The organism is Streptomyces sp. MNU76 (genome assembly GCF_020982545.1).
In the GTDB taxonomy this organism is placed as follows: Bacteria; Actinomycetota; Actinomycetes; order Streptomycetales; family Streptomycetaceae; genus Streptomyces.
Window position 1 is genome coordinate 147,026 of record NZ_JAJKLK010000019.1, and the last position, 20,516, is coordinate 167,541.

The following is a 20,516-nucleotide window of genomic DNA, read 5'->3' on the forward strand; positions in this document are numbered from 1 at the left end:
AGGCAGGGGCTGCGCCCCGTGCCTTTTGCCCCTGAGGGCCGGAGGCCCGAAGGGGCGCGAGGAACTGCGCGACCAGCCCCCACCCACCCGCACCCGCCCACGAAACCCGCACCCCGAGGTTACAAGGCGCCCGCGCCCAACCTCACACGTACCGCTTCAGCTCCCGCCGAGCCAGCGACCGCTGATGCACCTCGTCCGGCCCGTCCGCGATCATCAGCGTCCGCGCCCCCGCGTACAGCTCGGCCAGCGGGAAGTCCTGGCTGACGCCTCCCGCACCGTGCAGCTGGATCGCCCGGTCGATGATGTCCACCACCGTCCGAGGCGTGGCGATCTTGATCGCCTGGATCTCCGTGTGGGCCCCCTTGTTGCCCACCGTGTCCATCATCCAGGCCGTCTTCAGCACCAGCAGCCGCAGCTGCTCGACGGCGACCCGCGCGTCGGCGATCCAGTTGTGCACGACGCCCTGCTGGGCCAGCGCCTTGCCGAAGGCCTCCCGGGCCACCGCCCGCCGGCACATCAGCTCGATCGCCCGCTCGGCCATCCCGATGAGCCGCATGCAGTGGTGGATGCGCCCCGGACCCAGCCGCGCCTGCGCGATGGCGAACCCGCCGCCCTCCTCGCCGATCAGGTTCGACGCCGGCACCCGCGCACCCTCGAAGATCACCTCGGCGTGACCGCCGTGGTAGTGGTCCTCGTACCCGAAGACCCGCATCGCCCGCTGCACGGTGACACCCGGGGTGTCGCGCGGAACCAGGATCATCGACTGCTGACGCCGGACGTCGGCCCCGTCCGGGTCCGTCTTGCCCATCACGATGAAGATCTGGCAGTCGGGGTTCATGGCCCCGGAGATGTACCACTTGCGTCCGGTGACGACGTAGTCCTCGCCGTCGCGCTCGATCAGCGTGGTGATGTTGGTGGCGTCCGAGGAGGCCACCTCGGGCTCGGTCATCGCGAACGCCGACCGGATCTCACCGGCGAGCAGCGGCTCCAGCCACTGCTTGCGCTGGGCCTCGTCACCGAACTGGCTGAGCACCTCCATGTTGCCGGTGTCGGGCGCGGCGCAGTTCAGTGCGGTCGGCGCCAGCTGCGGGGACCGCCCGGTGATCTCGGCGAGCGGCGCGTACTGGAGGTTGGTGAGCCCCGCGCCGTACTCGGAGTCGGGCAGGAAGAGGTTCCACAGGCCCTGCCTGCGGGCCTCGGCCTTCAGCTCCTCCACCACGGCCGGTGTGTCCCACGGCGAGGCCAGCTCGGTCCGCTGCTCCTCGGCCACGGCTTCCGCCGGGTACACGTACTCGTCCATGAAGGCGAGGAGCTTGGCGCGCAGTTCCTCCGTGCGTGCGTCGAATGCGAAGTCCATGGGGATCAGCCCTCCTGGGAGCCGGAACCGGAGCCGGTACGAAGAGTCGTCAGGCCGTGTTCGATGAAGACGGGGACCAGGTCGCCGATGCGGTCGAAGCCGCGGCCGACCGTCTGGCCGAGGGTGTACCGGTAGTGGATGCCCTCCAGGATCACGGCGAGCTTGAACCATGCGAACGCCGTGTACCAGGACACCGAGGAGACATCGCGGCCCGAGCGCGCCGCGTACCGTTCGACGATCTCGCTCGGGTCCGGGTGACCTGCGGCCGCCGCGGTCGTCGAGACGGGGGAGTCGGGCGTGGCCAGCGGCACGCTGTACATCACCAGCAGGCCCAGGTCGGTGAGGGGATCGCCGAGCGTGGACATCTCCCAGTCGAGGATGGCCTTGATCGCGTCGTCGTCGCCGAGCAGCACGTTGTCGAGGCGGTAGTCGCCGTGGACGACCGTCGCGGCGGGGGAGCGGGGGAGCCGGCGGCCCAGTGTCGCGTGGAGTTCGTCGATGCCGGCCAGCTCGCGGTTGCGGGACGCGTCCAGCTGTTTGCCCCAGCGCCGCAGCTGCCGGTCCAGGAAGCCCTCCGGGCGCCCGAAGTCGGCGAGGCCCACCTCGGCCGGGTCCACCGCGTGCAGTTCGACCAGGGTGTCGACCAGGCCCAGCACGGCGGCCCGGGTGCGCTCCGGCCCGAGCGGGGCCAGCTGCTCGGCGGTGCGGTAGGGGGTGCCCTCGACGAAGTCCATGACGTAGAAGGGCGCGCCGAGCACGTCCTCCTCCTCGCAGAGGAGCACGGGTCGCGGCACGGGCACGTCGGTCGGGTGCAGTGCGCTGATCACACGGTGCTCGCGCTTCATGTCGTGCGCGGTCGCCAGCACATGGCCCAGCGGCGGCCGCCGGACGACCCACTTCGCGGTGCCGTCCGTGACCTCGTACGTCAGGTTCGACCGCCCGCCCTCGATGAGCCGGCCGGTGAGCGGGCCGCTCACGAGTCCGGGCCGCTCGGCGTCGAGCAGGGCGCGGAGGCGGTCGGGGTCGAGACCTGGCGGGTGGTCTGGGTGCATCATCGCTCCTACACGCGAACGCGTTCTACCGGGACCCGTCTCATGATGCCGACCGGTCGGTATGTCGTCCAGTGGGCGGCACGAAAGTGATCGGCATCTCCACGGGATCCGGCCGGAAAGGGCCGGATCCCGGAGTGAGCCGCGCGGCCCTCACGCGTGGCAGGTCATCATCTCCCCGCCGTTGAGGGCCGCCATGTCCATGAACCCGGCGAACGGGTCGACGCCCTCGCCCTCCGGCTCCCCGTCCAGTTCGGCGTACGCCCGCCGCAGGTTCGCCGCCAGCCGCTCGCTCTCGGGCGGCGCGGCGTACTCCCCGAGATCCGTGCTCCGCGCGGCCTCCAGCGGGGTGAGTCCGGCCGCGTGCGACTTCTCGGCGACCTCGGCCACGAACCGCATGTACCGCTCGGCCCGGTCGAACGCCGACGGGTCGATCACCGGCCCGTGCCCGGGGGCGACGGTCTCGGCGCCCAGCTCGCGCAGCAGCGCCAGTGCCCGCAGCGAACCGCTCAGCGACCCCATGAGGAAGAACGGCGTCCCGCCTTCGAAGACCAGGTCCCCCGCGAAGAGCACCCGGCGGTGCGGCAGCCACACCACCGAGTCTCCGACGGTGTGCGAGACGCCCGGGTGGATGACCTGCGCCTCGATGTCCCCGACATGCAGCGTCACCCGGTCGTCGTACGTCAGGTCCGCGCCCTGGATGCTCACGTCCCCGAAGTCGGTCCGCGGCCAGAGCAGATGCAGGTGCTGTCCGCCGGCGAGGGCCTCGCGGCGGCGGGCCGAGTGCGAGACGAGGGTGGCGGCCGGCGTGAAGAAGCCGTTGCCGTAGGTGTGGTCCCCGTGGTGGTGGGTGTTGACCAGGAGCCGGGGCCTCGGGACCCCGGTCGCGGCGCCCAGCGCGCGGGTCCGGCGCTCCGTCGCCGCGGTGTCCACGAGCAGGGTCGAGGTGCCGTCACTGACGAAACCCGAGTTGTTCAGACACCATCCGCCGTCCGGCTGCACATACGCGTACACGTCGCTCGCGAGTTCGACGGTGTACGGCTCTTCCGCGGTCATGGTGACCCCCTTCGACCCCCGGATCGTCGCCAACCGGTGGTCAGAGCCTGCCGGTCGGCCACGATCCGGTGGCTTCCGGGGGTCCGGGAACGCGCCGGGTCAGTGGTCGTCCCAGTGCCCGTCGTGGGCGGCGTGCCGGTGTCCGTCGTGCACATAGTCCACGTGGTCCCCGTGGGTGACCGCCTGGTGCCCGCAGTCCTCGCCGTGCTCGTGGGCGTGACCGTCGTGCGCGGTGTGCCCGCTGGGCTCGCACTCGTCCCAGTGCCCGGAGTGCTCGCGGTGCAGATGCCCGTCGTGCGCGTAGTCGGTGTGGTCACCGTGCGTCACGGCGGTGTGTCCGCAGGTCGGACCGTGGTCGTGGTCGTGGACGGGGTGCTCCTGGTGAAGGGTGGTCATGGTGCTCGCCTTCGCTGGTACGAGGGGTGACTTGTCCAGGCTAGGCACAGAAGTCTCAATTCTTCCTTTCCGAAACTCCATGCACACACCAAGAGTTCCCCTTCAGAACACCAGTGCCGCCCCGCACACCGCGAGGGCGATCACGCACAGGGCGGCCGTCGTGGCGGCCGGAGGAGCGAGGGCGGGAGGGCGGACGGCGGCCAGGGCGGCGATACGCCGATGGGCGAGCGCCAGGAGAGCCAGCCACAGCGCCGCGCACAGGGCCGCGGCCAGCACGCCCGCCGTCGACGGCCCACCGTGCAGCGCGGACTTCGCCGCGAGCACGGCGATCACGGCTCCCGTGAGAGTCGTACGGCGCCAGGCGAGCCGGGTCCGTTCGGGCTGGAGGCCGGGGTCGCGGTCGGGGGCGGCCGGGGAGCGGGCACCGGGCTCACCCTCCCACCCGAGCAGCACGACGACGACCATCGCGACGGCGACCACGGCGACGACGACACCGAGCAGCGCGGGGAAACGCGACACCGGCAGATCCTCCCCGCGCCGCATCGCCCGTTCGCAGCGCACCCAGTGGTTGACGGCCCGCAGCGCGCACAGCACCCCGGCCGCCAGCAGGGCGAGCGCGAGCCCGACCCGCCAGCCCCAGCGCAGGTCCGGCAGGAACTGGTCCACCGCGAAGCCGCCGCCGATGAGCGCGAGCGCGGTGCGCAGCCAGGCCAGGAATGTCCGCTCGTTGGCCAGGGAGAACCGGTAGTCCGGGGTCCTGCCGTCCTTCCGGACGTCCTCGGGGACGAACCAGAGTCGGACGTTCCGCACAAATTCGATCACATGCCGGACACTACCGGTCGACTTCGAGCGTCAGTCGCCCCGGTCCTCCTTGAGCCGCTCGTACGCCGCCGCCCCGTCCGGCACCCACTCCCACTCGCCCAGCCGCCGCTCCAGCTCGGCCTCCGTGAGGAACCCGTGCCAGGCCACCTCCTCGACCTGCGGGCTCACCGGCGACGCGCAGCGGACCTCGTACACGGCCGACCACCAGCTGCATCCCGCGCCGTCGTCGTACAGGAACTTGAACAGCGGCTCGGGGCGCGGCAGCCCGGTGACCCCCAGCTCCTCCTCGGCCTCGCGCAGCGCCGCGTCGTCGTAGGACTCGCCCGCCCCGACGACCCCGCCGACGAACATGTCGTACAGCGACGGGTAGACCAGCTTCGTCGCCGTCCGCCGGTGCACGAAGATCCGCCCCTCGGCATCCCTGGCCAGCACGAACACGGCCCGATGCCGCATCCCCCGCGCATACACCTCCCCCTGCGGTGCCTGCCCGATGACCTGGTCGTCCTCGTCCACGATGTCGAGAATCTCGTCGGCTGCGCTCATGGCCCCATCCAAGCAGGGGGTGGGACGAGAGCGGCTTTCGGCTGCCGGCCCGGTGGGGCTTCTCGCGCAGTTCCCCGAGCCCCCGAAACACACGGCCCTGCGGGCCGATGAGAGAAGAGACCCATCTCGGCAGTTGACTAGGTCACGCCTTCTGCCGAAGGATCTGATCCCTAAGCTGCTGACCGGCCGGTAACAACGCGCGGGGGCCGTGCTCCGCCCCGTTTCGGCGTGCCCCGGTTGCCTGACCCGTTCCCGAGAGGACGTCCTCCATGTCGTACGACGCAGATGTGATCGTGATCGGGGCGGGCCTCGCCGGGCTCGCGGCGACCGCGGAGCTCGTCGACGCGGGCCGCAAGGTGATCCTCCTCGACCAGGAGCCGGAGCAGTCGATCGGCGGCCAGGCGCACTGGTCCTTCGGCGGGCTCTTCTTCGTCGACTCGCCCGAGCAGCGCCGTCTGCGGATCAAGGACAGCCACGCCCTCGCCCTCCAGGACTGGATGGGCACGGCCGCCTTCGACCGCGAGGAGGACCACTGGCCGCGCAAGTGGGCCGAGGCGTACGTGAACTTCGCGGCCGGGGAGAAGCGGTCCTGGCTGTACCAGCAGGGCGTCCGGTTCTTCCCGGTGGTCGGCTGGGCCGAGCGCGGCGGCTACGACGCAGGCGGCCACGGCAATTCCGTCCCCCGCTTCCACATCACCTGGGGCACCGGCCCCGGGCTCGTCGCGCCCTTCGAGCGGCGGGTGCGGGAAGGGGTGCGCCGGGGACTGGTCCAGCTGAAGTTCCGGCACCGGGTGACCGGACTGTCGCGCAGCGCGGGCTCCGTCGACACCGTCACCGGCGAGATCCTGGAAGCCTCGACGATCGAACGCGGTCAGCCGAGCAGCCGCGAGGTCACCGGCGCCTTCGAACTGAAGGCCCAGGCCGTGATCGTCACCTCCGGCGGCATCGGCGGCAACCACGACCTGGTCCGCGCCAACTGGCCCGAGCGCCTCGGCAACCCCCCGGAGAAGATGATCTCCGGTGTGCCCGCGCACGTCGACGGCCGGATGCTCGGCATCGCCGAGGAGACAGGCGCGCGCCTCATCAACCGCGACCGGATGTGGCACTACACCGAGGGCATCCAGAACTGGAACCCCATCTGGGACAACCACGGCATCCGTGTCCTGCCCGGCCCGTCCTCGCTCTGGCTGGACGCCCGCGGCAAGCGCCTGCCCGTGCCGCTCTTCCCGGGCTTCGACACCCTCGGCACCCTCGAACACATCATGAAGACCGGGTACGACTACACGTGGTTCGTGCTCGACCAGAAGATCATCGGCAAGGAGTTCGCCCTCTCCGGCTCCGAGCAGAACCCCGACCTGACGGGCAAGTCCATCAAGGACGTCTTCATCCGGGCCCGCGCGGACGTCCCCGGCCCGGTGAAGGCGTTCATGGACCACGGCGTGGACTTCGTCGTCGAGAAGGACCTCGGCTCCCTGGTCCGCGGGATGAACGCGCTCACCAAGGATCCGCTGATCGACGAGGCCGAGCTGCGCCGCGAGATCGTCTTCCGGGACCGTGAGGTCGCCAACCCCTTCACCAAGGACCTCCAGGTCATGGCGATCCGGGGGGCCCGCAACTACCTCGGAGACAAGCTCATCCGCACCGCAGCCCCGCACCGCATCCTCGACCCCAAGGCGGGCCCGCTGATCGCCGTCCGCCTGAACATCCTGACCCGCAAGACCCTCGGCGGCCTGGAGACCGACCTCTCCTCCCGGGTCCTCACCGAGGGCGGCGACCCGCTGGAGGGCGTGTACGCGGCGGGCGAGGCCGCGGGCTTCGGCGGCGGCGGCGTCCACGGCTACCGCTCCCTGGAGGGCACATTCCTCGGCGGCTGCCTGTTCTCGGGCCGCACGGCGGGCCGGGCGGCGGCCAAGGCGACGGGCTGAGCGGCGGCGAGGGCGACGGGTCGTACGGCGGCGAGGGCGACGGGCTGTACGGCGGCGAGGGCTGAGCGCGGCGCCGCACTCATGACGGAATTCTGACGAATACCCGCCGCCGCTGGCCCAGCCGGGGTGGCGGGTGTTCGAATCGATACGTGAACCCTGAACACCCCCAAGCACGGGAAGCGCCGCCGGAGCCCCCGGCCCCGGCGGCCCCCACCGACCGGGCGGACGCCTCCGAGGGCCGTGGCGCGCCCATCGGCCGCCGTGTCCTCCTCGGTACCCTCGGCCTCGGCGCCCTCGGCGTCGTCTCCGCGCCGGTCCTCCAGCGCGGCATGGAGGCGTTCCTCGGCGAGGCGGCCCAGAAGGACCCCACCGGCCTGACCGGCCTGCTCCCCAACGGAGGCGGCTTCCGCTACTACTCCGTGACGTCGTCCGTCCCGCGCAGGACCGCGAAGAACTACCGTCTCACCGTCGACGGCCTGGTCGACAAGCCCGGTTCCTACACCCTCGCCGACCTGCGGGCCCTTCCGCAGACCCGGATGGTGAAGGACGTCCAGTGCGTCACCGGCTGGCGCGTGCCGGACACCCCGTTCGAGGGCGTACGGCTCTCCGTGCTGCTGGACGCGGCCGGGGTGCGCTCCTCGGCGGGGGCGGTCCGCTTCACCTGCTTCGACGGGGCGTACAGCGAGAGCCTCACCCTGGAGCAGGCCCGCCGCGCGGACGTCCTGGTGGCGCTGCGGATGCAGGACAAGGACCTCAGCCACAACCACGGCGGCCCGGTCCGCCTGTACGTCGCCCCCATGTACTTCTACAAGTCGGCGAAGTGGCTCTCCGGCATCGAGGTCACGAAGGAGGTCGAACCCGGCTACTGGGAGGAGCGGGGCTACGACATCGACGCGTGGGTCGGCCGATCGAACGGGCGGGACGATGAACCGACGACTTGAGGAGCGGCCGGTCGTCACGGCCTCCCGCGTCCCGCGCTTCACCGCCGTCGAACGCTGGATCCACCGGACGACCGCGGCCCTGATGGGCGTCTGTGTGGCGACGGCGGCCTGCCTCTACCTCCCCGCCCTCGCCGAACTGGTCGGCCGCCGGGCCCTGGTGGTCATGGTCCACCAGTGGACGGGCCTCCTCCTGCCCCTCCCGGTCCTGGCGGGCCTGGTCTCCCGCGCGTTCCGCGCGGACCTCGGCCGCCTCAACCGCTGGGGCCCGCACGACCGCCTCTGGCTCCGCGCCGCCCGCCGTCGGCTTCCCGGCCCGCGCCCCGCCGCGAAGTTCAACGCCGGCCAGAAGCTCTACGCGGCCTGGATCGCCGGCGCCACCCTCGTCATGCTCGCCACGGGCCTGATGATGTGGTTCACCCACCTCACCCCCCTGATGTGGCGGACCAGCGCGACCTTCGTCCACGACTGGCTGGCCCTGACCATCGGCATCGTCCTCGCCGGCCACATCGGCATGGCCCTGGGCGACCCGGAGGCCCGACGCGGCCTGCGTACGGGCTCGGTGAGCCGGGAGTGGGCGGACAGCGAGCACCCGCTGTGGCGGCCGTAGACCGTAGACGGTAAGCCGCGCGTAGGCCGTCGGTCGAGACCAGGGGGGCGGGGAGCCGGCTCCGGTTCCCCGCCCCCTGAACGACCATCGCTCCGCTCCGGCCCGCGCCCCTAGATGATCAGCGACAGCAGCAGCACGATCGCCCCCGCCACCACCGAGGTGATCGTCTCCATCACCGTTGGGGAGGTGTCAGGGGAGGTGGGGGTGGGGAGGAGGCCGGGCGGCAGCAGGAGTCGGCGGCCGAGGGGCCTACGACGACGCCGGATCGAACTCCCGCAGCGCCGTGACCGCCCGCTCGGCGATCTCCTCGGGCGCGCCCGCCACATCGACCGCGACGCCCGCCTCGTCCGCCTCCAGGGGCTGCAGCGTGGCGAACTGCGAGTCGAGCAGCGCGGTGGGCATGAAGTGGCCCTGCCGGTGGGACATCCGGTCCTCGATGAGCGCCCGGTCACCGGTGAGATGCACGAAGACGACACCGGGCGCCGCCGCCCGCAGCCGGTCCCGGTAGGACCGCTTCAACGCGGAACAGCTGACCACCCCGCCGAGCCCGGCCCGGTCGTGCGCCCAGGCGCCGATGGCGTCCAGCCACGGACCTCGGTCCGCGTCGTCCAGCGGTGTCCCGGCCGACATCTTGGCGATGTTGGCCGCGGGGTGGAAGTCGTCGCCCTCGGCGTACGGAACGCCGAGCCGTGCCGCGAGCAGGGGACCGATCGTGGTCTTCCCGGTCCCTGCCACGCCCATCACCACGACGACATGAGGGGTACGCATCACTACCTCGCTGTCTTCGTCGACATCTGAGACGTCACCCGACGTCGACGACACTGAAGCCCATTAGGTACGACGAATTCAAGCCCTCGACATAAATAAGTCTGACTTTTTCTTCACCCCCCGCTCCTCGTACCCTGACCCCCATGACCACACCGGGCCGGGGGCTGCACGGCCGAGTTCTGGAGACCCTCGGACCGGCGATCACGGCGGGCGAGTACCCGCCGGGCAGCGTGCTGCGCACGGACGAACTCGCCCAGACCTTCGAGGTCTCCCGCTCCGTGATGCGCGAGGCGGTCCGCGTGCTGGAGTCCATGCACCTGGTCGAGTCCCGCCGCCGGGTCGGCGTGATCGTCCGGCCGCCCGCCGAGTGGAACGTCTACGACCCGCAGGTCATCCGCTGGCGCCTGGCCGGCGCGGACCGCCCCCGCCAGCTGCGCTCCCTCACGGTCCTGCGCTCCGCCGTCGAACCGATCGCCGCGGGCCTGGCCGCGCGCAACGCCACCGCCGAGCAGTGCGCCGCGCTCACCGAGTGCGCCATCGGCATGGTCGCCAACTCACGCGGCCACAAACTGGAGGGCTACCTCCGGCACGACGTCCTCTTCCACCGCCTGATCCTCGACGCCTCCGGCAACGAGATGTTCGCCCGCCTCGGCGACGTCGTCGAGGAGGTCCTCGCCGGCCGCACCCACCACGCCGTGATGTTCCACGACCCCGACCCCGCCGCCGTCACCCTCCACGTCCAGGTCGCCGAAGCCATCCGCGAGCACGACGCCCCCCGCGCCGAACGACTCACCAGGGAAATCACCGCGGGCGCCCTCCAGGAACTGGACATCCTGGCCCCCAACGGCCAAGCGCCGACAACTGGTTGACCCGGGACTCGGACGGGCTCGCTAGGCCCCGTCGCCCGTGGGGAACTCCCCGTCCACGTACACCCAGGCCCCCGCCACCCGCTCGAAGCGGCTCCGTTCGAGCATCGAGCCACCGCGGTACGAGGCGCGGAACGTGACGGTGCCGGTGGCGTGGTAGAGGGAGCCGTCGCGGGTCTCCAGGATCTCCAGGCCGGTCCAGCGCATCGTCGTGTCGAAGGCCACGTCGGCGGGCCGGGTGCGGGGATGCCAGCTGCGCAGCAGGTACGCCTCGTCGCGCACGACGAACGCGCTGTACCGGGACCGCATCAGCGCCTCGGCTGTCGGCGCGGCGGCGCCCCCGGAGTGGTAACGGCCGCAGCAGTCCTCGTAGGCCTGCGGCAGCCCGCAGGGGCACGAACGAGGAGCCGGCGACGAAGCCCGGGAAACACTCTTCGACCTGGCCCTGGAACCACTGCGGCGCGACGACATGGCAGTCATTGTGCCCGCTCTACGCCGACCCCGCGTTCGTCGGCGGATACGGCGGCCGCGCCGGCACCCCGGAACCCCTCGGGGACGGCAGCGGCGGCAGCGCCGGCTCCTGCAACCAGGCCCGGAACAGGGCGTCCAGGGGCCCGTCGGCGTAGCGCCCGGCGTGCGCGGTGAAACCGGCCGTGGTCACCGCGCCGCCGCGGTGGACGGTTGCCCAACCGCGCAGCATCCGGAAGAACGCCTCGTCACCAAGGGCACAGCGCACGGCGTGGACGGTCAGCCCGCCGCGCTCGTAGAGCCGGTCGTCGAACATCAGCTTGCGGCCCGGGTCGGCCAGCCGCAGATCCTGCGGCAGCGCGGCGAGCTTCTGGTGCGCGGCGGCGGCCAGTTGCTGCGCGCTGCGCCCGCCGGAACGCTCCGACCACAGCCACTCCGCGTACTTGGCGAACCCCTCGTTCAGCCAGATGTGCCGCCAGTCGGCGATGGACACGCTGTTGCCGAACCACTGGTGCGCCAGCTCGTGGGCCACCAGCCGCTCCGAACCCCGGGCCCCGTCCACGTGGTTGGCGCCGAACAGCGACAACCCCTGTGCCTCGACCGGGACATCGAGCTCCTCCTCGGTCACCACCACCGCGTACTCCCCGAACGGGTACGGCCCGAAGAGCTCCTCGAACAGCTCCATCATCGCCGGCTGCCGCGCGAAGTCCCGCGAGAACTCGGTGAGCAGGTGCGCCGGGATGTGCCCGTGCTGCGGCACCCCACCCGGCCGCGGATCGCCCAGCAGCACCGTCTGGTACCTGCCGATCGACAGCCCCACCAGATAGCTCGACGTCGGCGCCGACTGCTCGTACACCCAGGTCGTCGTGGACGCCTTCGCCGTACGGGTGAGCAGCCGTCCGCCCGCCACCACCTGGTACGCCGACGGCGTCGTCACCGAGATCTGGTACGAGGCCTTGTCGGCGGGCCGGTCGTTGCACGGATACCAGGACGGTGCCCCGACCGGCTGGCTCGCCACCAGCGCCCCGTCGGTCAGCTCCTCCCAACCGAGCCCGCCCCAGGGGCTGTTCACCGGCTTCGGATTGCCCGACCAGTGCACCTCCACCGTGAACGCGGCCCCGGGCCGGATCGGCTTGGCGGGCCGGATCCGCAGCCGGCCGCCCCGGTGCGAGTAGTGCGGCGCCCGCCCCTCGACCCGCACCCGCCCGATCTTGAAGTCGGCGAGGTTCAGCTGGAACTCGGCGAGCGCGGCCCGGCCCGCTATGGCGTTGAGCCGCGCGGTGCCCGACAGCCGGTTCGGCCCTGGCCGGTAGTCCACAGCCAGCTCGTACCGATGCACCCGATAACGGGCATCACCGTTCGCCGGGAAGTACGGGTCCGGACCCACTGACTGCTGAACCGCCACTGCCGCTTCTGCTCCCCGCTCCGCTCTCGTACGACGTCCATCGTCCCCCGAGTCCCCCGACGCCGCACGAGCCGCGGTCAGCGGCGCCATGACTCGATCGGGTTGCCCAGCCACCGGGTGTCGTCGGGAACGGACTCCGCGGCCATGACCAGCGACGCCGGACCCAGCGTGGTACGGGCCCCGACCACGCTGCCGGGCAGGACGATTCCGCCTGGGCCCAACGTGGCGCCCTCACGGAGCTCAACAGTATCCGTCCGCAAGATCCGGTCGTGGAAGAGGTGGGTCTGCAGGACGCACCCCCGGTTCACCGTGGCCCCGTCGCCGAGCGTCACGAGGTCGGTCTCGGGTAGCCAGTAGCTCTCGATCCACACCCCCTTGCCGATCCGCGCCCCCAGCCCGCGCAGCCACACGTTCAGCACCGCGGTCCCGGGCACCGTCCCGGCCAGCCACGGCACGGCCAGGACCTCCACGAAGGTGTCCGCCAGCTCGTTGCGCCACACGAACCCGCTCCACAGCGGATGCTCCCCGCCGCGGTGCCGCCCCACGAGCAGCCACTTCGCGACGACGGACACCAGCCCCGCCAGCACACCCGCCCCCAGCAGCACGAGGCCGCCCGCCGCCACGCCCAGCCGCCCAGCGCGCTCAGCGCCGCCACCGTCAGCAGCGCGATCCCCGCCGAGCAGAACACGGGCACGATCCGGCACAGCTCCACCAGGGCCCGCGCCCACAGCAACCGTGCCGGCGGCTCGTACGTCAGGCTCTGGTCACCGTCCGCCACCGCCCGGGGCAGCCTGACCGGCGGCAGCCCCAGGTACGAGCTGCCCTTCTTCGCCTTCTTCGGCGTCGCGGACAGCACCCCCACCAGACCGCCGTCCGGCACCGAACGCCCCGGCGCGGTCATCCCGGAGTTCCCCAGGAACGCCCGCCGCCCGATCTCCGCCCGCCCGATCCGCATCCAGCCCCCGCCCAGCTCGTACGGCGCGGTCAGCGTGTCGTCCGCGAGGAACGCCCCGTCCCCGACCGTCGTCAGACTCGGCAGCGCGAGCACCGTCGACACCTCCGCGCCCCGCCCGATCCGCATCCCGAGCAACCGCAGCCACACCGGCGTGACCAGCCCCGCGTACAGCGGGAACAGCGTCTCCCGCGACCGGTCCATCAGCTGCGTGACCGTCCACGCCTGCCAGCCGACCCGGCTGTGCGTGGGATGCGTGCCCTCCCGCAGCCCGAGGCTCAGCAGCCGCACGGCGACCAGCAGGAGCAGCGCGTACGCCGCCCCGAACGCGAGCGTGGCCGGCACCAGCCCGAGCACCGCGCCCCGCAGGGCACCGCCCAGTCCGGCCCCCGGATCCACGAACGGACTCAAGCCCGCCAGCGCGGCGAGCCCGGCGAGCACCGGCAGCGCGCTCAGCCCGAACCCGGTCACCCCGTACGACGCCCGCCAGAACAGGCCCCGCCGTGGCCGCTCCCTCGGCCAGTTCCGCTTCGCCTTGCCCAGCTTGACCGCGGGCGCCCCGGCCCAGCGCTGTCCGGTGGGGACCTGACCGACCACGGCCGACCCGGGCGCCACCTCGGCCCGCTTGCCGACCCTGGCCCCCGGCAGCAGAATGCTCCGCGTCCCGACGACCGCGCCGGCGCCCACCTTGACCGGCCCGATCTCCAGCACATCCCCGTCGAGCCAGTACCCGGAGAGGTCCACCTCGGACTCCACGGCCGCGCCCCGCCCGAGCTTGAGCATCCCGGTCACCGGCGGCAGCGCGTGCAGATCGACATCGGCGCCGACCTTGGCGCCCAGGGCGCGCGCGTACCGCTCCAGCCAGACCCCGGTCAGCGAGGTGGCCCCGCTGAACTCGGCCAGCCGCTCGGCCGCCCACAGCCGCAGGTGCACGCTCCCGCCGCGCGCGTACCGGCCCGGCCCGACGCCGCGCAGCAGCAGCCGCGCCCCGACGGCCGCGACCGCCAGCCGCCCCGGCGGGGTGAAGAGCAGCACCGCCCCGGCCCCCACGGACCACCAGGGCGCGGTCGGCAGCCAGGCGTACGGCCCGAGCAGATTCCCGAGCGCGGCCAGCGGGACGACCCACCGCAGAGCGAGCAGCGTGAACAGCGGCACCAGCAGCAGCGACTGGACCAGCCGCGCCCGCACGGGCACGGGTGCCACCACGCGCCGGGGGCCTTCCTGCCCGCCGGACTCCTCCAGATACCGGGCCAGCTTCCTGAGCGTGGGCCGCTGGTAGACGTCCACCACCGCGACGCTCGGATACCTGGTCCGCAGCCGTGTCGTCAGCTGCGCGGCGGCCAGACTCCCCCCGCCGATCGCGAAGAAGTCGTCGCCCGCGCCACCGACCGGGATCCCCAGCACCTCCGCCCACTGTTCGGCGAGCCACGCCTCGGTCCCGTACAGCTCCTCGGCCGGACCGGCCGTCTCCAGGTCCGCCAGCGGCCATGGCAGGGCGTTCCGGTCGACCTTCCCGGACGTCCGGGTCGGCAGCTCCGCCACCGGTGCCAGCAGCGGCACCAGCGCGGCCGGCAGCTCCGCCCGCAGCTTCGCCACGGCCGTCGCGTGGTCCCACCCTTCCTGGGTGACCACGTACCCGACCAGCAGCTGGTTGCCGCTCCGCGCGGTCCGTACGGCCGCCGCGGCGCCCGCCACCCCGGGCAGGGCCTGCAACGCGGCGTCCACCTCGCCCAGCTCGATCCGCCGCCCGCCGAGCTTGATCTGCTCGTCGGCCCGCCCGAGGAAGACCAGCCCCTCGGGCTCGGCCCTCACCAGGTCACCACTGCGATAGGCGCGCTCCCAGCCCAGCGACTTCAGCGGCGCGTACTTCTCCGCGTCCTTCTCGGCGTCGAGGTACCGCGCGAGCCCCACGCCGCCGATCACCAGCTGCCCGCTGCCACCCATCGGCACGGGCTCCCCGCTCTCGTCCACGACGGCCAGCTCCCACCCGTCGAGCGGCAGCCCGATCCGGATCGGCTCCGCGCCGGTCATCAGCGAGGCGCAGGCGACGACGGTGGCCTCGGTCGGCCCGTACGTGTTCCAGACCTCCCGCCCCTCCGTCACCAGCCGCTGCGCCAGCTCCGGCGGGCACGCCTCACCGCCGAAGATCAGCAGCCGTACGTCGCTCAGGGTCTCGGGCTCCCAGAGCGCGGCCAGCGTGGGCACGGTCGACACCACCGTGATCTCCTGCTCGACCAGCCAGGGCCCCAGATCCGCGCCGCTCCTGACCTGTGCGCGCGGCACGGGCACCAGACAGGCGCCGTACCGCCAGGCCAGCCACATCTCCTCGCAGGACGCGTCGAAGGCCACCGAGAGGCCGGCCATCACCCGGTCCCCGGGGCCGATCGGCTCCTCGGTCAGGAAGAGCGCCGCCTCGGCGTCCACGAACGCGGCGGCGCTGCGATGGCTGACGGCCACCCCCTTGGGCCTGCCCGTCGACCCGGAGGTGAAGATGATCCACGCGTCGTGCTCGACCCCGGGGCGTGCGGCGGGGCAATCGGACGCGCCGTGCACGGTCAGTTCGTGTCCGGCCCCGACGACCGCCCGCACCTCCGCCTCGCCGAACACCAGTTCGGCCCGCTCGTCGGGGTCCTCGGCGTCCACGGGTACATAGGCGGCTCCGGCGGCGAGCACGGCGAGGATGGCGACGTACAGCTCGTTCGTGCCCGACGGCACCCGCACCCCGACCCGGTCCCCGAGTCCGACCCCGGCGGCTCCCAGTCGTCGCCGCAGGTTCTCCACCTCGACGGCCAGCGCGCGATAGGTCAGCCGCCGCATCCCGTCGTCCAGGGCGGGCTCGTCCGGGTACGACCGCGCGGACGCCTCGAAGACGTCGACCAGCGTGCGGGGGGAGGCCGCGGGACCGGCCGAGAAACGCGCCGCCCCGCCGAACCGCCCGGCGTCCTCCGCCATCTCCTCGTCGAGCAGCGTCAGGTCGGGACTCTCGTACACGGCGGCCATCGGATCCTCGCCTCTCGAACCCGGACCATCCGGGGGCGCCGGAGGGCCGCAGGTCTGCCTGGGGATATTTCCGTACCGGTGCCGAACAAGCCCCATACTCTAGTGCTCGGGTGACTACTGCCTGTCGTGTCGGCCAAGCGGAGGCATCCGGACGGCGGCCCGCGAGGGCCGACCGTACGGCTGTGACCTGGGGTTTCTCGAACGAGGCGAGATGTGTCCCACATTTTGCCGTCGGCAACGCACAAAGGCCGCGACCCGAGGGTCACGGCCTTCGCCACTGTGTGTCCGAGGGGGGACTTGAACCCCCACGCCCGATAAAGGGCACTAGCACCTCAAGCTAGCGCGTCTGCCATTCCGCCACCCGGACAAGGTGTCTGTCGCGCGGGGTCTCCCTCGCGGCGACGAAGGAAACATTACCAGGCTTTCGAGGGCCCCCGATCACACCCCGTCCCCGGGGACGGCCGGGCGTGAACGGCGTGTGACGGGCCGGTCCCGGTCTTGGGGCGGGCCCAGGGGCAGGAGGAGGATGTGGGGGAACCACCAGCAGCGACAGCGGGAGGAACCAGCGTGAGTGAGACGGACACAGGCAGGCGCGTGACCGGTGAGGACGAGGTCGTCGATCTCTGCAGCGAGCTGATCCGGATCGACACCAGCAACTTCGGCGACCACTCGGGCCCGGGTGAGCGCGCGGCCGCCGAGTACGTCGCCGAGAAGCTCGCCGAGGTGGGGCTGGAACCGAAGATCTTCGAGTCGCACCCGGGCCGCGCCTCCACGGTGGCCCGGATCGAGGGCGAGGACCCGTCCCGGCCCGCGCTGCTCATCCACGGCCACACCGACGTCGTCCCGGCCAACGCGGCGGACTGGACCCACCACCCCTTCTCCGGCGAGGTCGCCGACGGCTGTGTGTGGGGCCGGGGCGCGGTCGACATGAAGGACATGGACGCCATGACGCTGGCGGTCGTCCGCGACCGGCTGCGCAGCGGCCGCAAGCCCCCGCGCGACATCGTGCTCGCCTTCCTCGCGGACGAGGAGGCCGGCGGCACGTACGGGGCGAAGCACCTCGTCAAGAACCACGCCGATCTCTTCGAGGGCGTCACCGAGGCGATCAGCGAGGTCGGCGGGTTCTCGTTCACGGTGAGCGAGCAGCGGCGGCTCTATCTGATCCAGACGGCCGAGAAGGGCATGCACTGGATGAAGCTGACCGTGGCCGGAACGGCGGGCCACGGTTCGATGATCCACCGCGACAACGCCATCACCGAGCTGTCGGAGGCGGTCGCGCGCCTCGGCCGCCACCAGTTCCCGGTACGGGTCACCAAGACCACCCGCGCCTTCCTCGACGAACTCGGCGACGCCCTCGGCACCACGCTCGACCCGGAGGACATGGAGGGCACCCTCGCCAAGCTGGGCGGTATCGCCAAGCTCATCGGCGCGACCCTGCGCAACACCGCCAACCCCACCCAGCTCGGCGCCGGTTACAAGGTCAACGTCATCCCGGGCGAGGCCACCGCGCACGTCGACGGACGGTTCCTGCCCGGGTTCGAGGAGGAGTTCCTCGCCGATCTCGACAAGATCCTCGGCCCCAAGGTGCGGCGCGAGGACGTGCACTCCGACAAGGCGCTGGAGACCTCCTTCGACGGAGCCATCGTGGACGCCATGCAGTCCGCGCTGCTCGCCGAGGACCCGGCCGCGAAGGCGGTCCCGTACATGCTCTCCGGCGGTACGGACGCCAAGTCCTTCGACGACCTCGGCATCCGGGGCTTCGGCTTCGCGCCGCTGAAGCTGCCCCCGGAGCTGGACTTCGCGGGCATGTTCCACGGTGTCGACGAGCGGGTGCCGGTGGAGGGCCTGAAGTTCGGTGTGCGCGTGCTCGACCGTTTCATCGACGCGTCCTGACCTGTTCGGCATCGATCCGGTACTTATTCGGCCGCGCGTACGAAGATCGACCGTGACGGGTGAATCCGACCATAAGCTCGTAGCTCCAATAGCCCCTCCTCGTTACAGGTGATGCGACTCGCTACTTGGAGTCGCTTTGCCAACAAGGAGGAACAATGCTCAAGAAGGTCGTCGCCGCTGCGGCTGCCACCGGTGGTCTGGTTCTCGCGGGCGCGGGTCTGGCCGTCGCCGACGCCGGGGCCCAGGGTGCCGCCGTCGGCTCCCCGGGTGTCGCGTCCGGCAACGTCGTCCAGGTGCCGGTTCACGTCCCCGTGAACGTGTGCGGCAACACGATCTCGGTGATCGGGCTGCTGAACCCCGCCTTCGGCAACACCTGCATCAACAAGTGACGTTGTGCCTCACCCGGTGAGGGTCTGATACAAGCCGTCGGCCCCGGAGCGCGCGCCATGCGCTCCGGGGCCGCTCGGTCTCCCGATAAGGTGTACAAGATCGCGACATAGGGCTTAAGGCAGGTAATTCAGCATGCGACAGGTCACCCGCAAAGGCCTCATGACGGTGGCGGCCGCGTCCGGAGTCTTCGCCGCGGCCGGAGGCATGGCCCACGCCGACTCCGGCGCGCAGGGCTCCGCCACCAACTCGCCGGGCGTGCTCTCCGGCAACACCGTGCAGGCGCCGGTGGAGGCCGAGGTCAACGTCTGCGGCAACACGGTGAACGTGGTCGGACTGCTCAACCCGGCGGCCGGCAACAAGTGTTCCAACGGCGGAGGCGGCAAGCACGCACGCGGCGACCAGGGGAACGGCTCCTCGCACGGTGGCTCCCAGGCCCGGGGGCACGCCAGTGACTCGCCGGGCGTGGCCTCCGGCAACGTCGTGCAGGCCCCGGTGCACGCACCGGTCAACGTGTGCGGCAACAGCGTCAACGTCGTCGGCGTCGGCAACACGGCCGTCGGCAACGACTGCTCGGGCGGCTCGGGCGGCGGCGGTTACGGCGACGACGGCCACGGCCCGTCGTACAGCGGCGGGTCCCACGCCGACGGTCACACCGGTGGCTCGCCCGGTGTGGCTTCCGGGAACCACATCCAGGTTCCGGTGCACGTGCCGGTCAACGTGTGCGGCAACAGCGTCAGCGTGGTCGGCATCGGCAACGGGGTCGCGAACGACGACTGCGGGAACCCGGGCGGCGGCTCGCAGAACCCGCCGGGCGACTCCGAGGAGGCGTCCCCGCAGACGCCGAGCAAGCCCGGTGAGCCGGGCGGTCCGGGCAGGCCCGGCGGCGAGGTCCCCGGCGGTGACACCAACACCCCGGGTACGCAGACCGTCACCCGGCCCGACGGTGCGGCCCAGCTCGCCCAGACCGGCGGCGACCTGCCGCTGGGGCTGATGCTCCCGGTGGGCGCGGGCGCACTGATCGGGGGCGCCCTGATCTACCGCAAGGCACGGGCCGCGGCGCTGTAACGGGACCCGGCGTCCACCGAACGGAGCGGGCCCCGCACCAGCGGGGCCCGCTCCGTTTCGCTGCGCCCAGTCACCATGTGGCGCGCACCTGGCGGATGATCCGTCGGCGCAACCGCACCCTGCGGCTGCCGTCACGCAGCAGGCTCAGTCGGTCCAACTCCCAGTGTCCGTACTCGGCATGGTCCGTCAGCAGGCGTGTGGCGTCCTTGCGGGAGACCCCGCGCGGTACGTACACGTCGACAAATTCGTATTCCGGCATCGGTATCTATTGTGCGGGCTGGGGCCCGGTACGGATAGCGTCTGCACTATGTCTGATGCTGCGCAGCCCACCGCTGCCGAGGTACGCGCCGCCGCCGAGGCGGTCAAGACCGCGCTCGACCGCCACCTGGCGGCGGTCGAACGCCGGTCGGGGGAGGACGACCCGGCCGTCTACGAGGCGTTCAACGAGCTGGCCGCGGCCGCCGAGGAGTACGACGAACTGCTCTACGACCGCTATGACGAGGTCACTCCCTTCGAGATCCCCGGCACCGAGGACAGGCCGCCGTACATCGGCCCCGACGAGCCCGGCGCGCTCAGTGTGCTGATCCGCCGGGACTACACGGTGGGCGAGCCGCAGCGGCTGCTGGCACAGGCGCAACGCGTGGAGGCGGCCGAGGAGCCGGCCGGCACCGGCGGGGCGGCGAGCACGGTGCTCGGCGCCCTCGGCGTGCTGTTCGGGGAGTTCGAACCGGACGAGATCGCCTCCCGGCACAAGGAGTTCGGTCTGGAGGAAGGGGACTCCACGCTCTGGGTGACTGCAGCGGACGATGCCGCCGAGCCCGGTGAGTGGCTGGAGGCGCCCTTCGAAGGGGTCGACGGGCAGCAGGTCGTCTGCCGCTTCGACGTCAGCGCGGTCTTCGACGACGAGCCGGACGACGACGACCTCGACGACGACGTCACGCTCGCGGCGGAGCTGGACGAGGACGAGGATCTGGAACCGCTGGACGTGGACCGGTAGGGGCCCAGCGGGCGGG

Annotated in this window: 18 protein-coding genes, 1 tRNA gene and 2 pseudogenes; 8 read left to right on the forward strand and 13 right to left on the reverse strand. The window is 72.0% G+C overall.

Going from position 1 to position 20,516, the window contains the following annotated elements:
- Nucleotides 1-142 precede the first annotated feature (142 nt).
- From E4N62_RS27110 to E4N62_RS27140, 7 genes and pseudogenes are all read right to left on the reverse strand, one after another.
- Entirely contained in the window at nt 143-1,357 is a 1,215-nt protein-coding gene (locus tag E4N62_RS27110; protein ID WP_230218900.1) for an acyl-CoA dehydrogenase family protein, read from the reverse strand.
- Nucleotides 1,358-1,362: 5 nt separating this feature from the next.
- The gene (locus tag E4N62_RS27115) at nt 1,363-2,409 is read right to left on the reverse strand and encodes a phosphotransferase family protein (protein WP_230220209.1); all 1,047 of its coding nucleotides are present in this window, start codon (nt 2,407-2,409) and stop codon (nt 1,363-1,365) included.
- Between the two features lie 150 nt (nt 2,410-2,559).
- Complete coding sequence (locus tag E4N62_RS27120) at nt 2,560-3,462, reverse strand: MBL fold metallo-hydrolase (protein ID WP_230218909.1); 903 nt, start codon at nt 3,460-3,462, stop codon at nt 2,560-2,562.
- 99 nt (nt 3,463-3,561) lie between these two features.
- On the reverse strand, nt 3,562-3,858 hold the full coding sequence (locus E4N62_RS27125; RefSeq protein ID WP_184896043.1) for a hypothetical protein: 297 nt from the start codon (nt 3,856-3,858) through the stop codon (nt 3,562-3,564).
- A gap of 102 nt (nt 3,859-3,960) precedes the next feature.
- On the reverse strand, nt 3,961-4,311 hold the full coding sequence (locus E4N62_RS27130) for a DUF202 domain-containing protein (RefSeq protein ID WP_230220211.1): 351 nt from the start codon (nt 4,309-4,311) through the stop codon (nt 3,961-3,963).
- Nucleotides 4,291-4,680 (reverse strand): annotated as a pseudogene (locus tag E4N62_RS27135) (YidH family protein); the annotation flags it as partial. The pseudogene E4N62_RS27135 and the gene E4N62_RS27130, both read right to left, overlap by 21 nt.
- A 30-nt stretch (nt 4,681-4,710) precedes the next feature.
- Nucleotides 4,711-5,223 (reverse strand): NUDIX hydrolase, encoded by a 513-nt coding sequence (locus tag E4N62_RS27140; protein ID WP_230218911.1) that lies wholly within the window; start codon nt 5,221-5,223, stop codon nt 4,711-4,713.
- Between the two features lie 269 nt (nt 5,224-5,492).
- Here E4N62_RS27140 and E4N62_RS27145 point away from each other — a divergent pair, with 269 nt between their 5' ends.
- The 3 genes from E4N62_RS27145 to E4N62_RS27155 all read left to right on the forward strand — a co-directional run bounded on the left by E4N62_RS27145 (nt 5,493) and on the right by E4N62_RS27155 (nt 8,696).
- A complete protein-coding gene (locus E4N62_RS27145) occupies nt 5,493-7,148 on the forward strand; it encodes an FAD-binding dehydrogenase (RefSeq protein ID WP_230218913.1) in 1,656 nt (551 codons plus the stop codon).
- Between the two features lie 149 nt (nt 7,149-7,297).
- Nucleotides 7,298-8,089 (forward strand): molybdopterin-dependent oxidoreductase, encoded by a 792-nt coding sequence (locus E4N62_RS27150; protein WP_230218915.1) that lies wholly within the window; start codon nt 7,298-7,300, stop codon nt 8,087-8,089.
- A complete protein-coding gene (locus E4N62_RS27155) occupies nt 8,073-8,696 on the forward strand; it encodes a cytochrome b/b6 domain-containing protein (protein WP_230218917.1) in 624 nt (207 codons plus the stop codon). The genes E4N62_RS27150 and E4N62_RS27155 overlap by 17 nt, the downstream gene beginning before the upstream one ends.
- Before the next feature lie 249 nt (nt 8,697-8,945).
- Here E4N62_RS27155 and E4N62_RS27160 read toward each other — a convergent pair whose 3' ends face one another.
- A complete protein-coding gene (locus tag E4N62_RS27160) occupies nt 8,946-9,464 on the reverse strand; it encodes a gluconokinase (protein ID WP_184896060.1) in 519 nt (172 codons plus the stop codon).
- Nucleotides 9,465-9,607: 143 nt separating this feature from the next.
- Between E4N62_RS27160 and E4N62_RS27165 the strand changes: the two genes are divergently transcribed.
- Nucleotides 9,608-10,333, forward strand: coding sequence for a FadR/GntR family transcriptional regulator (locus tag E4N62_RS27165; protein WP_230218920.1), 726 nt, complete (start codon nt 9,608-9,610; stop codon nt 10,331-10,333).
- Nucleotides 10,334-10,354: 21 nt separating this feature from the next.
- On the opposite strand, the gene E4N62_RS27170 is transcribed toward E4N62_RS27165, so the two are convergent.
- The 4 genes and pseudogenes from E4N62_RS27170 to E4N62_RS27185 all read right to left on the reverse strand — a co-directional run bounded on the left by E4N62_RS27170 (nt 10,355) and on the right by E4N62_RS27185 (nt 16,522).
- Nucleotides 10,355-10,810, reverse strand: coding sequence for a YchJ family protein (locus tag E4N62_RS27170; protein WP_374117075.1), 456 nt, complete (start codon nt 10,808-10,810; stop codon nt 10,355-10,357).
- Between the two features lie 10 nt (nt 10,811-10,820).
- The gene (locus E4N62_RS27175; protein ID WP_230218922.1) at nt 10,821-12,203 is read right to left on the reverse strand and encodes a M1 family metallopeptidase; all 1,383 of its coding nucleotides are present in this window, start codon (nt 12,201-12,203) and stop codon (nt 10,821-10,823) included.
- A gap of 77 nt (nt 12,204-12,280) precedes the next feature.
- Nucleotides 12,281-16,155: pseudogene (locus E4N62_RS27180) on the reverse strand (Pls/PosA family non-ribosomal peptide synthetase).
- Nucleotides 16,156-16,437: 282 nt separating this feature from the next.
- Nucleotides 16,438-16,522: transfer RNA gene (locus E4N62_RS27185), tRNA-Leu, on the reverse strand.
- Nucleotides 16,523-16,722: 200 nt separating this feature from the next.
- Here E4N62_RS27185 and E4N62_RS27190 point away from each other — a divergent pair.
- The 3 genes from E4N62_RS27190 to E4N62_RS48865 all read left to right on the forward strand — a co-directional run bounded on the left by E4N62_RS27190 (nt 16,723) and on the right by E4N62_RS48865 (nt 19,503).
- Nucleotides 16,723-18,048 (forward strand): M20/M25/M40 family metallo-hydrolase, encoded by a 1,326-nt coding sequence (locus tag E4N62_RS27190; protein ID WP_230218923.1) that lies wholly within the window; start codon nt 16,723-16,725, stop codon nt 18,046-18,048.
- A 155-nt stretch (nt 18,049-18,203) separates the two neighbouring features.
- Nucleotides 18,204-18,437 carry a chaplin ChpH gene (gene chpH, locus E4N62_RS27195; protein ID WP_033531632.1) on the forward strand — a complete coding sequence of 78 codons (234 nt, stop codon included), beginning with the start codon at nt 18,204-18,206 and terminating at the stop codon, nt 18,435-18,437.
- Nucleotides 18,438-18,570: 133 nt separating this feature from the next.
- Entirely contained in the window at nt 18,571-19,503 is a 933-nt protein-coding gene (locus tag E4N62_RS48865) for a chaplin (protein ID WP_230218924.1), read from the forward strand.
- Between the two features lie 70 nt (nt 19,504-19,573).
- Here E4N62_RS48865 and E4N62_RS27205 read toward each other — a convergent pair whose 3' ends face one another.
- Nucleotides 19,574-19,762 (reverse strand): DUF5703 family protein, encoded by a 189-nt coding sequence (locus E4N62_RS27205; RefSeq protein WP_005485166.1) that lies wholly within the window; start codon nt 19,760-19,762, stop codon nt 19,574-19,576.
- Between the two features lie 48 nt (nt 19,763-19,810).
- Here E4N62_RS27205 and E4N62_RS27210 point away from each other — a divergent pair, with 48 nt between their 5' ends.
- Nucleotides 19,811-20,500 (forward strand): hypothetical protein, encoded by a 690-nt coding sequence (locus E4N62_RS27210; protein ID WP_230218925.1) that lies wholly within the window; start codon nt 19,811-19,813, stop codon nt 20,498-20,500.
- Nucleotides 20,501-20,516 lie beyond the last annotated feature (16 nt).

What these genes read in the sequence shown, in the direction of transcription:
- E4N62_RS27110 (WP_230218900.1), bottom strand. Translation starts at nt 1,357, where the DNA reads ATGGACTTCGCATTCGACGCACGCACGGAGGAACTGCGCGCCAAGCTC.
- E4N62_RS27115 (WP_230220209.1), bottom strand. Translation starts at nt 2,409, where the DNA reads ATGCACCCAGACCACCCGCCAGGTCTCGACCCCGACCGCCTCCGCGCC.
- E4N62_RS27120 (WP_230218909.1), bottom strand. Translation starts at nt 3,462, where the DNA reads ATGACCGCGGAAGAGCCGTACACCGTCGAACTCGCGAGCGACGTGTAC.
- E4N62_RS27125 (WP_184896043.1), bottom strand. Translation starts at nt 3,858, where the DNA reads ATGACCACCCTTCACCAGGAGCACCCCGTCCACGACCACGACCACGGT.
- E4N62_RS27140 (WP_230218911.1), bottom strand. Translation starts at nt 5,223, where the DNA reads ATGAGCGCAGCCGACGAGATTCTCGACATCGTGGACGAGGACGACCAG.
- E4N62_RS27145 (WP_230218913.1), top strand. Translation starts at nt 5,493, where the DNA reads ATGTCGTACGACGCAGATGTGATCGTGATCGGGGCGGGCCTCGCCGGG.
- E4N62_RS27155 (WP_230218917.1), top strand. Translation starts at nt 8,073, where the DNA reads ATGAACCGACGACTTGAGGAGCGGCCGGTCGTCACGGCCTCCCGCGTC.
- E4N62_RS27160 (WP_184896060.1), bottom strand. Translation starts at nt 9,464, where the DNA reads ATGCGTACCCCTCATGTCGTCGTGGTGATGGGCGTGGCAGGGACCGGG.
- E4N62_RS27165 (WP_230218920.1), top strand. Translation starts at nt 9,608, where the DNA reads ATGACCACACCGGGCCGGGGGCTGCACGGCCGAGTTCTGGAGACCCTC.
- E4N62_RS27170 (WP_374117075.1), bottom strand. Translation starts at nt 10,810, where the DNA reads ATGACTGCCATGTCGTCGCGCCGCAGTGGTTCCAGGGCCAGGTCGAAG.
- chpH (WP_033531632.1), top strand. Translation starts at nt 18,204, where the DNA reads ATGCTCAAGAAGGTCGTCGCCGCTGCGGCTGCCACCGGTGGTCTGGTT.
- E4N62_RS48865 (WP_230218924.1), top strand. Translation starts at nt 18,571, where the DNA reads ATGCGACAGGTCACCCGCAAAGGCCTCATGACGGTGGCGGCCGCGTCC.
- E4N62_RS27205 (WP_005485166.1), bottom strand. Translation starts at nt 19,762, where the DNA reads ATGCCGGAATACGAATTTGTCGACGTGTACGTACCGCGCGGGGTCTCC.
- E4N62_RS27210 (WP_230218925.1), top strand. Translation starts at nt 19,811, where the DNA reads ATGTCTGATGCTGCGCAGCCCACCGCTGCCGAGGTACGCGCCGCCGCC.